The sequence below is a fragment of the Shewanella sp. 10N.286.51.B7 genome (assembly GCF_002873615.1).
GTDB lineage: Bacteria > Pseudomonadota > Gammaproteobacteria > Enterobacterales > Shewanellaceae > Shewanella > Shewanella electrodiphila.
This window is the reverse complement of sequence record NZ_MCUF01000051.1, coordinates 1,072-15,802: the sequence shown is the minus strand read 5'-3', so window position 1 is coordinate 15,802 and position 14,731 is coordinate 1,072. Positions and strand designations below refer to the sequence as shown.

Below are 14,731 nucleotides of genomic sequence, written 5' to 3'. Positions count from 1 at the left end.
TTTGGTTATAAGGGAGATATTTTTCAGAGAAAAAAAACGACAGCCTAAGCTGTCGTTGATTGAGTACTAACTAATTGTGCGGTAGAAACTTCGTAAAATTAGTATATTAAAGTACTGGTTTAGGCTTTGTAACTTAAGTGCTGGTGAAAGCGAACAATGACATCAATATGTTCTTTATCAATATCAAATTGGCTGGTGAATTGACGCACAGCATCCTGAACTTGATTCATAAAGCGGCCATAGCCTTCATCATATCGATCGTCTTTGGCTGCAACAATCACAAAGCGAATGGCTTCAGCTAATTTAGTATCGTCCCAGTGGCAAATAGGTGCTGGAGCTGCGTCGCTTGGGTCAAACCCTACCATCTGAAATTCAGCAGTACTGTTTAATTGCTCATATTTACTGTTACGGACTAACGGCACTTTTCCATTCGCAACCATTGCAACTCGGTGTAATTTGTTGTCACTGGTGGCTTTAATAAAGTGATCTGCAACCCGCTGATACTTCTCTCCAAATGAGGTAGCATTTTCAGCAGCTAATTGCTTCTTAATACGACGGCCCATCGGTAAGCTAACAGTGACATAGTTAAGTGCACTGACCGATTCAGGTAAGTTACATTCACGGCGCTTATAGCGACTATCTACGGCACGTAACTTGTAACCATAGGTTTCTTTAAGTCCTTTTGCTTTTGCGAAAAAGTCATAAGAAATATGCTGATGATCACGAATTTTTGTCGGTACTTCTTTATTGGGGAGTAACGGCTTTATTTCAGCTAAGAAATTTTGAACCTTGGCATGAAACTCTGCTGAATTACTACGCAGTTCATTACCAGTAGCCAGAAAAACGACTTTTAACTTCTTCGCTCGATACCCTGGAAGCGTGTGTAAACGATTGGCTTCATGATGAGCAGGGTTGTAGAAAAAGCGCAGTTGTTCTTCTGTAGATAAACAATAAGCTTCACTATGGAAACGTACCATCGGTAGCTTATCAGTCGCGATAACATGAACATTGTAGAGTTCTAGTTTATCTGCAACTTGGAAAACCAGCTTACTAAACTCTTGATAGCAATTATCTAAGTCACTGTATGACCCTAATAAATCATCGGTTAACGTAAATCCAACTGTGATGTACTGGTTTTTACGTGTAGCTGTCGGTAAATACACTTTCTTTTGACGACTGACGGACATAATTTTTCCTTTTAGCCATAGGGTGTACCAATTAAAACTCGAAAAGAACAATTCAGTCTTGTTCTTCATATCATTGGTATTATTGAAACGTTTTAAACAAATCCATTTTGTTTAGTTTAATCTTAAAACCTTAAAATAAAATTACTATTTGCGCTTTTTTGCTCATTTCTAGTGAAATATTTTAACCTTGATTACTTTTTTAACGCATCTATGATCCACGGTGCCATCCATTGCGTAATTTGTGGTTGAGCCTCGACATTTGGATGAATACCATCTCGTTGCATTAAGTCAGGGTTTGGTGCAATGTCCAACATAAAGAAAGGCACTAATGCAATGTCAAAGTCATCAGCAAGTTGATGGTAAACATCGTTGAACATTTTAGTGTATCTTGGACCGTAATTAGGTGGCACCATAATTTCAGTCAGTAATACATCAGCGCCACTGTCTTGAGACAAGCTAATGATTTTTGTAAGATTTGATTTCAGTTTGTTAGGCGGAAAACCACGAAGACCATCATTGCCACCCAGCTCAACTACGACTAGGTCAAATTGGGTTGAAGCCAGTAAATTCGGGAGTCTACGCAATCCACCTGCGGTAGTTTCACCGCTGACTGAGCCATTGATAATGTCATGTTCAGGGTGCTTATCACGTAACAATTGTACCCAACCTTGCTCTTCTGACATGCCATAACCTGCACTTAGACTATCACCTAAGATCAAAATCGTGGCAGCATAGCTAGAAGTGGAAACAAACATTGTAGATGCTACAAACAAAAATGCCGCAGTAAGCAGGCGTTTAGCCGGTAAATATAAGAAGGATCGTATGTCGACTAATTTTGCAAATAATTCAAGTGCCATTAATGTTACTAACCTCAATAAAACTGTAGTGACCCAAGAGGGAGAGCTTACTATCCTCAATGGCATTAATATGGATGTCAAGCAGGGCGACAGTATTGCTATTCTTGGCCCGTCAGGTTCTGGCAAGTCAACGTTACTGGGTTTGTTAGCTGCGCTCGATACACCAACCTCTGGTGAGATATTACTGGATGGTCAAGCCCTGTCTGGGCTTAATGAAGAACAAAAAGCGGCGCTGAGAAAACAAAAAGTCAGCTTTATTTTTCAGTCTTTCATGTTAGTTGATACCTTAACCGCGCTGGAAAATGTCATGTTACCAGCTGAACTTGCAGGTGTCGTGAATGCTCGAGAGAAAGCTGAAATCATGCTTGAACGTGTGGGGTTATCACATCGCTTAACCCATTTACCTAAGCAATTATCTGGTGGTGAGCAGCAACGTGTTGCTATTGCACGTGCCTTTATTTGCGAGCCCAAAGTGCTATTTGCTGATGAGCCGACTGGTAACCTTGATAGTGCCAACGGCGATAAAATTGCCGATATGTTGTTTGCTTTGAACCAAGAAAGCGATACTACATTGGTATTAGTGACGCATGATTTAGAGCTGGCCAAACGCTGCAAAAGACAGTTAGTGATGGAAAATGGCCACTTATCTGAGCCTGCTGTCAGTGAAGAGCAAAACGTCTCAGAGGAGGCGTGTTAATGGAATTACAATTAGCGTGGCGTTTATTTAAGCGCGAATTGATGCAGGGTCAGTTATTACTGATTGTACTTGCTATCACTTTAGCTGTGTTATCGGTCAGTGGGCTTGCGAGAGTGAGCGAGCGCTTACAAGTGGCAATTAACGGTGAGGCGGCCAATTTTATTGCGGCAGATAGAATCATTGATTCCCCTGCGCCGCTAGATGAGCAAGTACTGATACTCGCAGAGTCACTTGATATTAAGCATGTGACCAATATGAAATTTAACTCGATGGTTTATTCGGGTGATAATTTTCAATTAGTGACAATAAAAGCCGTGGGTGATGGCTATCCACTACGTGGTGAAATCGAATTATCATCTGGCATTACACAAGCATTACCACTAACAGGTGAAGCATGGTATGAAAACAGACTAGGTGGGTTATTAGGTTATCCAACAACCTTGGAGTTAGGTAATACTGAATTAAATTTATCTGCTGAGATTAGTCGATTACCTGATGCTGGCTTTAACCCGTTTGCTTCATCGCCAGTGTTATTAATGCGTTTAGATGATGTCGATGCGACTGGAATTATTCAACCAGGTAGCCGGGTAAGTTACGTCTATCAATTCGCAGGTGAAGCTGCTGCGTTAACTGAATTTGAAACTCAAGCTAAGCCGCTATTAAATAACAGCCAACGTTGGACTGATGTGCAGTCAGGTGATTCACCAATTGCCTCAGCGGTGAAACGTGCAGAACGATTTTTATTATTAGCCAGTTTACTGGGTATTGCCTTAGCGTGTGCTGCGATAGGTATTGCTGCGCAGCGTTATTGCCAACGACATTATGATGTTGTGGCAATGCTCAAAACCTTTGGCGCATCTTCAAAACAAATTCGCACCTTGTTTGGCATTCACTTAATGTTAGTCACAGTATTGGGTATTGTATTAGGTCTAATCGGTGGCTTGCTACTGGATATAGGTATTAACCAATTTTTACCTGCTGAAATAGCAGCCTATTCACCACCTTATTCAAGACCATTACTCTTAGGTGTCAGCACAGGTTTAATCAGCGCCTTTATGTTCTCTGCGTATCCTTTAATGCGTTTGCTGGCTATTCCACCTTTACGAGTATTGCAGCGACAGCTTGAAGGGCTACAGTTCGGCATGTGGTTACACTTATTGTTAAGCCTTGGCGCAATGGCGTTGTTAGGCTATTTGTATTCACGCAGTATCGCGTTAACCATGACCGTTGTACTGGCTGTGTTATTACTGGGTGTATTACTGAGTATTTTAGGCTTTGCCATGATCCGTTTAGGTCATAGCGTCGGCATGAAAACCACCAATCCATTTCAGCTAGCCTTGGCAGGACTTCGTCGCCGAGCGAGACAAAATGCGGTGCAACTGGTTGGTTTTAGTAGTGCCTTAGTGTTGTTATTGACGATTCTTGCACTTAGACAAGACTTATTGAATGAGTGGCAAAAGCAACTACCTGAAGATGCGCCAAATTATTTCTTGGTCAATATTGCCCCAGAAGATACCAAACCATTGGATGATTTTCTTGATAGTAACAAGATTATCGCAACTGATATTTATCCCGTGATCCGAGGCCGATTAACTCACATTAATGATGAAGAGTTGATTTCTCGTCGAGAAGAGAAAGATGGCGCAGAAGGCCGAGTGGGTATTTCAAGAGAGCTAAACCTTACGTACAGAGAAACACTGCCGCCGAATAATGAAATTACCCAAGGGACTTTTAATCAGGCGGATGATGAAGTCTCGGTTGAAGCTGAAGTGGCTGAGCGTTTAGGGTTATCACTCAACGATACGATGACGTTTAGCATCGATAATCAAAGTGTAAGCGTTAAGGTAACAAGCTTTAGACAAGTGCAGTGGGAAACCCTGCAACCTAACTTTTTCATGATTTTTAAGCCTAAAGCTTTGGAACCATTTTCGTATACTTCGATGGCCAGCTTCCATTTAAATGATCAAGATTTAAAGCAAGCGGGGAGTGATTTGACTGCCAATGGTGTGGTGCTACAACTCATCCAACAATTCCCAACAATATCTGTGATTGATGTTGGTGCTATGGTAGGACAGTTACGACAAATTATTGAGCAAGTTTCACTATCCTTGTCACTGGTGCTGGCGCTAGTACTGCTAGCAAGTGCATTAGTATTGATAGCACAAACAGAAGCTGGAATGGCAACCAGGCAGCGCGAACTCGCAGTGCTTAGAACCTTTGGTGCATCTGGTTGGCTGCTACGCTCAGCGACTGGGCTAGAGTTTGCTTTATTAGGTGCAATAGCGGGTATCCTAGCGGTAATCGTGGCTGAATTTGCATTGTATATGCTGAAAACTCAAGTGTTTGAATTAGTGGTATATATGCATTGGCCGTGGTGGGGGATTGCGCCGTTAGCTGGTGCTGCAGTGGTGGCTTTTTTAGGCATGTGGCGCTGTCGTCAATTACTGAATCAGTCATGCAGTGAATTGCTCAAAGCGGGTTAGTAATAAAACCCATTAACATCTAAAGGATTTGGATATGTTTGCGGTTATCTTTAAGGCTAAAGTGGGCGAGCAAAATCAACATTATCTTGATACTGTCGCGATTATGCGTGATTTAGCATTTGAGCAATATGGCTGTATTGATTTTATTGCCGTGTCAGAAGGGGAGCAAGAAATTGCAATTTCTTACTGGCAGTCAGAAGATGACATCAAACGCTGGCATCAGGATTCAAAGCATAGCGTTGCGCAGAAACTAGGCCAAGATAAGTGGTATGCGTCCTATACCGTTGAGGTTGTCGAGGTAAAAAGAAAATACAGCTTCGGTGAATAAATTAGTTTCGGTGATTTAGAGAAGCTTGGATGATTAATTTAGCTTGTTGAACTCATCATATTCATCCGTTAATTAATGCCGTTAAGCCAGCTTAACGGCATTTTTGTATCTATATTTATCAAGAATGCAATTTATAATAATTTATTGTTATATGGGGTTGTTGTTATAGTAGCGGAATTGTCAGATGTGACTCAGTGGATTTTATGATCAATCAAAAATGGCTAACGACCTTCCTTAAACTTGCTGAAGTCGGGCATTTTACTCAAACGGCAGAACAATTGTTTATGACCCAACCCGGTGTCAGTCAACATGTGCAGAAGTTAGAACAGCAGTTAAATGTACAACTTATTCAACGTTTTGGGAAAAGGTTTGAGCTTACAGATGCTGGCATGCAACTACAGCAATATGGCGAGCAAGCGCTAAAACAACAAGAGCAGTTTCTCAGTGATATTCAACAGGATTCACCTTTTATAGGGGAATGTCGCTTTGGTTGTTCAGGTTCTCTTGCTTTGTGGCTGTATCCACACTTTATCGATTACCAGATATTGCATCCTGAGTTATCTGTGTCAATAGAAGCTGGGCCGAATAAAAGAGTGATTGAGCAAGTATTTAATAACGATATCGACATTGGTATTGTGACTCAGTTTGTTTCTAATCCTGAGTTGGAAGTGACGCCAATAGGTGATGATAACTTTTGTTTAATTGTGCCTGCGGCTTATAAAGACAAGGAAATTTCATTTGAACAACTCACCTCACTGGGGCTGATTTCTCACCCAGATGCCAAGCATTACCTACAGTTATTGATCAACAGTAATTTTAAAACTGAGCAAGCTGGTAGCATTCCGATTGCAAGCTATGTCAATCAGTTAAATCAAATTTTACTTCCGGTTGCAAAAGGGCTTGGATTTACCGTATTACCAGAGTTTGCGGTAAACAGTTTTAGTCAACCAGAATGTATTTTTGTGGCCAAGTTAACTCATCAAGTTAAAGAGCCACTGTTTATGATCCGCAAAAAATTTCGTCCATTACCTAAACGTTATGATTGGTTTATTGAAACCACGACAGCGTTAGTGAACAAGTGAGTTATTGATATATTTCTACATTGATATACTGATATGGTTTGGTATAGCTTCTGATATACGAGGCTGTAAACGAAAAGTTATTGGATTAGTATGGTAATGGAAAGCGCAATCAATGGGTTTAATAACCATTGATTGCCTTAGCGTTATAGTGAACTCTTTAAAGCGTTTATCGACCTTAAGCTTTAAGTATCGAATCTAGTGCGGGTGAGATATCTGGGTATTTAAAGTTAAAACCTGATGCCAATGTTCTTTTAGGCAGTACAAATTGACCTTCTACAATTAAATCAGCCATTTCACCCATAGCAAGTCTTAGTGCAATGACTGGAGTCGGAATGCAGGCAGGACGGTTTAAGCTTGAGCCAATGGATTCGGCGAATTGCTTATGGTTTATTGGATTAGGCGCCGTTGCATTAAATACCCCATAGGCTTGATCTGTTGTCAGTAAATGCAAAATTAATTGAGTTAAATCGTCTATGTGTATCCAGCTTACACCATGTACCCCTTTGCCAATAGGACCGCCCAAACCCAACTTAAATGGCGGTAACATCTTAGCTAATGCGCCGCCATTTTTACCCAGCACAATCCCAATTCTGATCACACAAACTCGCGTTTTCTCAGATTGTGCTTGTAAGGCAAGATGCTCCCATTCACTGCACACTTGATGGCTAAATTCATCGTGAGCTTGGCTATCTTCATCTACAGGGATAGTACCTTGTCGTCCGTAAAAACCAATCGCAGATGCACTAATAAAGCTTGCTGGTGGTGTGTCACTTTGTTTTATTAACTGAGTTAGCAATGCGGTGATATTCCAGCGACTGTCGCAAATTTGCTGTTTTTGTTGGTTATTCCATCTTTTACCTACAATAGGCTCGCCAGCAAGATTTATCACGCTATCAAAATCATTTAAGTTTTTTAGTTGATTGAGGTCATCTAAATACTGATGTTCAGCACCTAAAGTCTGTGTTGCTTGAGTGATATTTCGAGTCACAATGGTGAGCTGATGTGATTGTTGGCTTAATAATGCGACTAGCTGTTTACCGACAAACCCAGTTGCACCTGTTATTAATATTTTCATATTCTCACCACTTTAAATTGTCAGTTAAAACTACAGCTCAGTTGCTAAAAATCAATAAAACCCACTCTTTTACACAGTTTGATACGATATAAAAGCATCAGTAGATCAGCTGTCATGCAAATCTTATAAACCTCTACTTAAAAACCTCTAAGGGTAATAAGGTTTACTAAACGCATTTCTACCTCATTGGCTTCGTATTTAGTATTGGTTCAGTTAATCTAAGTTAAACTCACGACTGAAGAGTCGCTGTAATGTGATTATTCTTTGTGAAGCACATTTAATAAAATAGCCGTAATATAGTCATTCATAGACTAATGATTATGAGTATAATGCGTAAGTTATTATTATTGTGCTAGTTTAATAGTCGATTTAATCATCAGGATTAATGCAAACGTCTTTTAATCCATTTTAAAACAACATTAAGTGTCTTGTGTTTTCCATCATGCTTCTAAATCGAGCTTATAAATACATGCGCACTTCTATGTGATATTCCAATAATACCAAAGGGTTTAAATATGAGTGGCGGCAATTCTTCATCGATGGCGTTTCGTGGTTTCGCTATCATGGCGTGTTTAGTGGTGATTTTAGCGGGAATTAAAACAGCAAGCCCCATTGTCGTGCCGTTTGTATTATCTGCATTTTTAGCCGTAATCTGTAATCCAGCGATTCAATTCATGACACGCTATCGTGTACCTAAATGGCTTTCTGTTATTTTATTGATGATGTTTATTGTCATGATGGGGCTATGGCTTGCAAGTTTGGTAGGGAGTTCGATAAACGAGTTCTCTCAACAAATGCCATTCTATCGTCAACAATTAATTGAGCAGTTTTCTTGGGTGTTAGAAAAACTCAATTCAATGAATATCAATATTTCGAAAGACAAAGTTCTTGAATATTTTGACCCTGGTATGGCGTTGAGCATGACAACTAATATGTTGTCTGGTGTTGGCAATGTGATGGCCAACTTATTCTTAATAATACTGACTATTATCTTTATGTTATTTGAAGCTCAGTCTTTACCGAAGAAGCTGCATTTTGCGTTAGATGATCCAGATATGCGCCTAAAGCAAATCGATAAATTTTTACATTCTGTAAATCAATACATGGTGATAAAAACGTTAGTGAGTATCGCTACGGGTATTATCATTGGCATTGGCTTATCTATTATTGGTGTTGATTACGCTTTGTTGTGGGCTGTAGTGGCTTTCTTATTCAACTATATTCCGAATATCGGCTCAATCATTGCGGCTATTCCGGCGGTATTATTAGCGTTTATTCAAATGGGTCCAGGTGCTGCAGGGGTAACTGCACTTTTATATCTTGGGACTAATACGGTTATGGGCAACGCTGTCGAACCGAGATTCATGGGGAGAGGCCTAGGTTTATCGACATTAGTGGTATTTCTGTCGTTGATCTTTTGGGGCTGGTTACTAGGCTCTGTTGGTATGCTGCTATCTGTACCGTTAACCATGGTTGTCAAAATTGCACTTGAGTCCAGTGAAGACGGTAAATGGTTTGCTATTTTGCTTTCTGATGAAGTGTCTACTGATACAGTAGCAAGTGATTATGTAGCAAGTGAAAGCCAGACTGATAAAAACGACTCAGCTGATGGCATAGATTTAAATTCTGACTCATCTGAATTGCAACAAGCAGAAGCTGTTAAGACGGCTGAAAAATCTTAAACAGCAAATCGTCGATAAATTAATTAAAAAATTGAATATTGTGAAAGTAAAAAATGAATTTTGATAGTGATGAATTTCCACTTGGTCAAGCACTTGCCCAAGTACAATTAACTGATGAACTTAGCCGCATTTTCCATGGCCGAGGCGGTCGTTTTACAGGTTTAGAGCACCTATGTTTGGATTGGTTTAAGCCTGTACTGTTATTAACCAGCTTTAAAGAGCTGTCTGAAGGTGAGCGCTTAATGTTGACTGATGCCATTGCAGCTGTTTGGCAACAACATCATAGTGAATTGAGCTTTAACTTGGTATTCCAATACCGTAATGCAGGTAAAACGGTTACTGAAATTGTGGCAGGTGAAGTGCCTGATAAGCACATTGTTTCAGAAAATGGCGCAGATTTTTTAGTGCATCTGTTGCGTGGTCAAAATCACGGTATTTTTCTTGATATGGCGAATGGACGTCGCTGGGTTAAGGAGCATGCAAAAGATAAAAAAGTATTAAACCTTTTTGCATATACTTGCGCATTCTCAGTGGTTGGTTTACAAGGCGGCGCTACCGAAGTTGTTAACATGGATATGAGTAAAGGCGCGCTTAGCATTGGCAAACAAAATCATTTGCTTAACGGATTTGAATCAGGAGCCAGATTTTTAGGTCATGATATTTTTAGGTCATGGGGCAAGCTAACTAAATTAGGCCCTTATGATTTAATTGTTGCCGATCCACCGAGTAATCAAAAAGGCAGTTTTGTGGCAACTAAAGACTATGTAAGACTTTTACGTAGGCTACCTGAGTTACTTGCTGTAGATGGTGAGGTGCTGCTGTGTTTGAATGCGCCTGAATTAGGTTGTGATTTTTTGATGCAACAGGTTGCTGAAACCGCGCCAAGTTTGACATTTGTTGAGCGTATTGAAAATCCACCAGTCTTTGCTGATATCGATGAGCAGAAGTCGCTAAAAGTACTTCGATATAGTGTTAATCCGTAATTATAATTATCAATAAACTGGAAATTTAACAGCACAATTGAATATATATTCAGTTGTGCTTTTTTATGAAAATACGTTTACTTGTCGTTTAATTTTGAACCAAAGCAATTGAACTAAAGCAATTGAACCAAAGCAAGCGAGTTCAAGCTGCGTAAATGGAAATCGCTGAAGCTTTAAACACTCAAAATAACTCTTTTTACTCTCCTATATTAGCAAATTACAACTTAACAAGTTGATAACTTCTCTGGAAGCGACTATATATACTTAAGTATTATATTCTGATTTGAACAAACCTTTGTGATTGTTGTAAGCATGCTAATGCTTTTCCCTTCCATCAGTTCTAGTTGAATAAGTCAAAAAGATACCTTTGTATTGCAAGTGTTTAATCTGTTTTTATGATCTAGATCAACAAAGATACGTTTTACCAATTTGTGAGTATATAGTTTAGTCTTTGATTAAAGATAAAATTCTCGCAAATCTTAGTATGTAACAACTAAGTTACATCACTTTTATTCTAAACCTCTACTGGAGGCTCCATGAGTACAGATCCGCAAAGCGAAAAAAGCCTGGAATTTAAGATTTTTATCTTCTTGACGGTTTTTTTAGCGCCAATCTTATCGGCACTATTAGTCAGTGCACTCGGTTTTACCATATGGTTCAGTCAAATCCTTTCAGGCCCACCGGGTGCTGGTTAGCCATTAATTAATAACAAAAATAAAAGAGAAGTATTCTTGATGAGCAAAAAAGAAATTCATGTAACCAGCCTAATCGTCCAAGTCCATCCTGATCAAATGGGTGATGTGCGTGAAAAGATTATGGCGATGGAAAATGCTGAACTATCAGTAAACAACGAAATGAAGATTGTAGTGGTGATTGAAGGACCGACTCAGCGTTCTTTAATGGATGACATCTCTACCATAAATGCTATCCCTGGTGTGTTAACAGCCACTATGGTTTATCACCAAAGCGAAGAGCTAGAAGAGGGTGAAGAATGAGTATGAACAGACGTGAATTTATGAAAGCCAATGCTGCTATAGCAGCAGCTGGCGTAGCCGGTATGGCATTACCTGCAACAGCAAGTAACCTGATTACGAGTTCAGAACAGACAAAATTAGAGTGGAATAAAGCGCCTTGTCGTTTTTGTGGTACGGGCTGTTCAGTTATCGTAGCCACCAGAGACGGTAAAGTGGTTGCTACTCATGGCGATGCAAAAAGTGAAGTTAACAAAGGCCTTAACTGTGTCAAAGGTTACTTCCTTTCAAAAATTATGTACGGCCGTGATCGCCTGCAAACCCCTATGTTACGTATGACTGACGGTAAATACGACAAAAATGGTGAATTTACCCCAGTTAGCTGGGATATGGCGTTCGACACCATGGCTGAAAAATGGAAAAAGACCATTAAAGCTAAAGGGCCGACTGCAGTAGGTATGTTTGGTTCGGGCCAATGGACCGTTTGGGAAGGTTATGCAGCCGTTAAGCTTATGAAGGCGGGTTTTGGTTCAAATAATATTGACCCTAATGCGCGTCACTGTATGGCATCAGCGGTAGGTGGGTTCATGCGTACCTTTGGTATTGATGAGCCAATGGGCTGTTACGATGATATGGAAGCGGCTGACGCATTTGTATTATGGGGCTCAAACATGGCTGAAATGCATCCCATTCTTTGGACTCGCGTGACTGACCGCCGTTTAAGTGCACCACATGTAAAAGTGGCAGTACTGTCGACCTTCCAACATCGTTCATTTGATTTGGCTGATTTACCGATTGTATTTACCCCGCAAACTGATTTAGCAATGCTTAACTTTATTGCGAATTACATTATTCAAAATGACAAAGTCGATAAAGACTTTATCAGTAAGCATGTTAATTTCCGTAAAGGCGAAACGGATATTGGTTACGGTTTACGTGCCTCACACCCGCTGCAGAAAAAAGCCAAGAATGTTGATACTGCAGGTGATTCAACCCCAATCGATTTTGAAGAGTTCAAAAAGTTTGTTGCTGATTACGATGTTGAAAGTGTCAGTAAATTATCGGGTGTGCCAGAGCATAAACTGATTGAACTTGCTGAGTTATACGCTGATCCTAAGAAGAAAGTCACTTCATTCTGGACCATGGGCTTTAATCAGCACACACGTGGTGTGTGGTGTAACAACCTGATTTATAACATTCACTTGTTAGTCGGTAAGATTTCGACTCCAGGTAACAGTCCTTTCTCGTTAACCGGTCAGCCTTCTGCATGTGGTACCGCTCGTGAAGTGGGTACATTCTCACATCGTTTACCTGCAGATATGGTAGTGACTAATCCTAAGCACCGTAAGCTTGCGGAAGATATTTGGAATATTCCAAGTGGCATTATCCCACCTAAACCGGGCTATCACGCTGTTGAGCAAAATCGACGTCTTAAAGATGGAGATTTAAACTGTTATTGGGTGCAAGTGAATAACAATATGCAGGCTGCTGCGAACATGAATGAAGAAGGCTTACCGGGCTACCGTAACCCTGACAACTTCATTGTGGTGTCAGATGCATACCCAACAGTCACGACTCAAGCGGGTGATTTGATTCTTCCTTCTGCCATGTGGGTAGAGAAAGAAGGGGCATACGGTAACGCTGAACGTCGTACTCAGTTCTGGCATCAAATGGTTCAAGCTCCAGGCGAGTCAATGTCTGACTTATGGCAGTTGATGGAATTTTCTAAGCGTTTTACGACTGACGAAGTGTGGTCAAAAGATGTGCTTGATGCTAACCCTGAATTTAAAGGAAAAACGTTATTTGAAGTCCTTTACCAAAATGGCAACGTAGAGAAATTCCCGTTAAGTGACACTGATCCTAAGTTTATGAATAACGAAGCTAAGCACTTTGGCTTCTATGTTCAAAAAGGATTATTTGAAGAATATGCTGAGTTTGGCCGTGGTCATGGTCATGATTTAGCTGACTTTGATCGCTATCATACTGAGCATGGTCTTCGCTGGCCTGTGGTTGATGGTAAAGAAACTAAATGGCGTTTCCGTGAAGGTGCTGATCCTTATGTTAAAGCCGGTAAAGGATTCGAATTCTACGGTAAGCCAGATGGAAAAGCAGTGATTTTTGCCTTGCCATATGAGCCAGCGCCTGAAATGCCAGATGAAGAATTTGATATTTGGTTATCCACAGGGCGCGTATTAGAACATTGGCACTCAGGTTCAATGACTCAACGTGTTCCTGAGCTTTATAAAGCCTTCCCTGATGCTGTGTGTTTCATGCATCCAGATGATGCTAAAAAGCGTGGTTTACGTCGAGGTGATGAAATTAAAGTCATTTCACGTCGTGGTGAGATTAAAACCCGCGTTGAAACTAGAGGACGTAACAAGCCACCTGTTGGATTGGTTTTCGTACCATGGTTTGATGCTAGCCAGCTGATTAATAAAGTTACACTTGATGCGACAGATCCATTGTCGAAACAAACTGACTTTAAAAAGTGTGCGGTTAAGATTGTCAAAGCCTAAGGAGAACGACCATGAAAGCAGGTAAAATTTTATCAATGATTGCGTTATTGGGCTTCTCTTTTAGTTTGATGGCTGCATCAGTACCTGAAGAAAAAATTGCCACGTTGCGTTTAGCACCAATTGAAGTTGAGCCAACACCGCCAGCGATGCAAAAGGTGATTAACTCTGACGTAAAACAGGTGCGCAATTATCCAATGCAACCACCGGTTATTCCGCATCGCATTGATGGTTACCAGATTGATTTGAAAGTAAACAAATGTATGCAGTGCCATGCGCGTAATAGTACTGGGCATTCACAAGCACCTATGGTGAGTGTGACGCATTATATGGATAGAGAAAATAACTTCTTGGCATCTTTATCGCCGCGTCGTTATTACTGTACTCAATGCCATGTATCTCAATTAGATGCCAAGATACTTGTCGAAAATGATTTCGTTGATGTTAAAGAGTTAATGAAACATTCTTCAACAACTGAGCACTAGGAGCGTTTATGATTTCAAAATTACTAGAAAACCTGAAGTTAATTTGGAAGGTACTTAATCGTCCAAGTGTTCACTACAGTCTAGGTTTTCTAACTCTTGGTGGCTTTGTTGCTGGTGTGATTTTCTGGGGGGGCTTTAACACTGCCTTAGAAGTAACTAACCAAGAACAGTTTTGTATTGGTTGCCATGAGATGGAAAATAACGTTTACGAAGAGTTGAAAACGACCATTCATTTCACTAACCGAAGTGGTGTGCGCGCTACGTGTCCTGATTGTCATGTTCCCCATAACTGGACTGATAAAATTGCCCGTAAAATGCAAGCTTCTAAAGAGGTTTGGGGTAAGGTATTTGGCACCATTAATACTCGTGAAAAGTTTGAAGCTAAACG

14 protein-coding genes are annotated in these 14,731 nt (G+C 40.4%); 11 read left to right on the top strand and 3 right to left on the bottom strand.

From position 1 onward, the window contains the following. Positions 1-119: 119 nt before the first annotated feature. On the bottom strand, positions 120-1,187 hold the full coding sequence (locus BCU84_RS14465; RefSeq protein WP_102528779.1) for a DUF3083 family protein: 1,068 nt from the start codon (positions 1,185-1,187) through the stop codon (positions 120-122). 191 nt (positions 1,188-1,378) lie between these two features. Then, positions 1,379-1,942 carry an arylesterase gene (locus tag BCU84_RS14460; RefSeq protein ID WP_198589586.1) on the bottom strand — a complete coding sequence of 188 codons (564 nt, stop codon included), beginning with the start codon at positions 1,940-1,942 and terminating at the stop codon, positions 1,379-1,381. 67 nt (positions 1,943-2,009) lie between these two features. Between BCU84_RS14460 and BCU84_RS14455 the strand changes: the two genes are divergently transcribed. From BCU84_RS14455 to BCU84_RS14440, 4 genes are all read left to right on the top strand, one after another. Further along, positions 2,010-2,741 (top strand): ABC transporter ATP-binding protein, encoded by a 732-nt coding sequence (locus BCU84_RS14455; protein WP_102528777.1) that lies wholly within the window; start codon positions 2,010-2,012, stop codon positions 2,739-2,741. After that, positions 2,741-5,224, top strand: coding sequence for an FtsX-like permease family protein (locus tag BCU84_RS14450; RefSeq protein WP_102528776.1), 2,484 nt, complete (start codon positions 2,741-2,743; stop codon positions 5,222-5,224). The genes BCU84_RS14455 and BCU84_RS14450 overlap by 1 nt, the downstream gene beginning before the upstream one ends. Positions 5,225-5,258: 34 nt before the next feature. Next, positions 5,259-5,552, top strand: coding sequence for an antibiotic biosynthesis monooxygenase (locus BCU84_RS14445; protein ID WP_102528775.1), 294 nt, complete (start codon positions 5,259-5,261; stop codon positions 5,550-5,552). A gap of 203 nt (positions 5,553-5,755) precedes the next feature. After that, on the top strand, positions 5,756-6,634 hold the full coding sequence (locus BCU84_RS14440) for a LysR family transcriptional regulator (RefSeq protein ID WP_102528774.1): 879 nt from the start codon (positions 5,756-5,758) through the stop codon (positions 6,632-6,634). A gap of 175 nt (positions 6,635-6,809) precedes the next feature. Here BCU84_RS14440 and BCU84_RS14435 read toward each other — a convergent pair whose 3' ends face one another. After that, a complete protein-coding gene (locus tag BCU84_RS14435; protein WP_102528773.1) occupies positions 6,810-7,709 on the bottom strand; it encodes a TIGR01777 family oxidoreductase in 900 nt (299 codons plus the stop codon). Between the two features lie 515 nt (positions 7,710-8,224). Here BCU84_RS14435 and BCU84_RS14430 point away from each other — a divergent pair. From BCU84_RS14430 to BCU84_RS14400, 7 genes are all read left to right on the top strand, one after another. After that, on the top strand, positions 8,225-9,391 hold the full coding sequence (locus tag BCU84_RS14430) for an AI-2E family transporter (RefSeq protein WP_102528772.1): 1,167 nt from the start codon (positions 8,225-8,227) through the stop codon (positions 9,389-9,391). A 53-nt stretch (positions 9,392-9,444) separates the two neighbouring features. After that, a complete protein-coding gene (locus tag BCU84_RS14425) occupies positions 9,445-10,374 on the top strand; it encodes a class I SAM-dependent methyltransferase (RefSeq protein WP_102528771.1) in 930 nt (309 codons plus the stop codon). A gap of 536 nt (positions 10,375-10,910) precedes the next feature. Then, entirely contained in the window at positions 10,911-11,069 is a 159-nt protein-coding gene (locus tag BCU84_RS14420; protein ID WP_102528770.1) for a periplasmic nitrate reductase, NapE protein, read from the top strand. 39 nt (positions 11,070-11,108) lie between these two features. After that, positions 11,109-11,369 carry a chaperone NapD gene (locus tag BCU84_RS14415; RefSeq protein ID WP_102528769.1) on the top strand — a complete coding sequence of 87 codons (261 nt, stop codon included), beginning with the start codon at positions 11,109-11,111 and terminating at the stop codon, positions 11,367-11,369. A 2-nt stretch (positions 11,370-11,371) separates the two neighbouring features. Next, positions 11,372-13,861: a nitrate reductase catalytic subunit NapA gene (napA, locus tag BCU84_RS14410; protein ID WP_102528799.1), complete on the top strand. Its 2,490-nt coding sequence runs from the start codon at positions 11,372-11,374 to the stop codon at positions 13,859-13,861. Positions 13,862-13,872: 11 nt separating this feature from the next. Next, positions 13,873-14,343: a nitrate reductase cytochrome c-type subunit gene (locus BCU84_RS14405; protein WP_102528768.1), complete on the top strand. Its 471-nt coding sequence runs from the start codon at positions 13,873-13,875 to the stop codon at positions 14,341-14,343. An 8-nt stretch (positions 14,344-14,351) separates the two neighbouring features. Beyond that, positions 14,352-14,731 (top strand): NapC/NirT family cytochrome c (locus tag BCU84_RS14400; protein WP_198589588.1); only part of this gene is annotated, 380 nt, incomplete at its 3' end.

Coding starts and splice junctions, on each gene's coding strand:
- BCU84_RS14465 (WP_102528779.1), bottom strand. CDS start 1,187: ATGTCCGTCAGTCGTCAAAAGAAAGTGTATTTACCGACAGCTACACGT.
- BCU84_RS14460 (WP_198589586.1), bottom strand. CDS start 1,942: ATGTTTGTTTCCACTTCTAGCTATGCTGCCACGATTTTGATCTTAGGT.
- BCU84_RS14455 (WP_102528777.1), top strand. CDS start 2,010: ATGTCGACTAATTTTGCAAATAATTCAAGTGCCATTAATGTTACTAAC.
- BCU84_RS14450 (WP_102528776.1), top strand. CDS start 2,741: ATGGAATTACAATTAGCGTGGCGTTTATTTAAGCGCGAATTGATGCAG.
- BCU84_RS14445 (WP_102528775.1), top strand. CDS start 5,259: ATGTTTGCGGTTATCTTTAAGGCTAAAGTGGGCGAGCAAAATCAACAT.
- BCU84_RS14440 (WP_102528774.1), top strand. CDS start 5,756: ATGATCAATCAAAAATGGCTAACGACCTTCCTTAAACTTGCTGAAGTC.
- BCU84_RS14435 (WP_102528773.1), bottom strand. CDS start 7,709: ATGAAAATATTAATAACAGGTGCAACTGGGTTTGTCGGTAAACAGCTA.
- BCU84_RS14430 (WP_102528772.1), top strand. CDS start 8,225: ATGAGTGGCGGCAATTCTTCATCGATGGCGTTTCGTGGTTTCGCTATC.
- BCU84_RS14425 (WP_102528771.1), top strand. CDS start 9,445: ATGAATTTTGATAGTGATGAATTTCCACTTGGTCAAGCACTTGCCCAA.
- BCU84_RS14420 (WP_102528770.1), top strand. CDS start 10,911: ATGAGTACAGATCCGCAAAGCGAAAAAAGCCTGGAATTTAAGATTTTT.
- BCU84_RS14415 (WP_102528769.1), top strand. CDS start 11,109: ATGAGCAAAAAAGAAATTCATGTAACCAGCCTAATCGTCCAAGTCCAT.
- napA (WP_102528799.1), top strand. CDS start 11,372: ATGAACAGACGTGAATTTATGAAAGCCAATGCTGCTATAGCAGCAGCT.
- BCU84_RS14405 (WP_102528768.1), top strand. CDS start 13,873: ATGAAAGCAGGTAAAATTTTATCAATGATTGCGTTATTGGGCTTCTCT.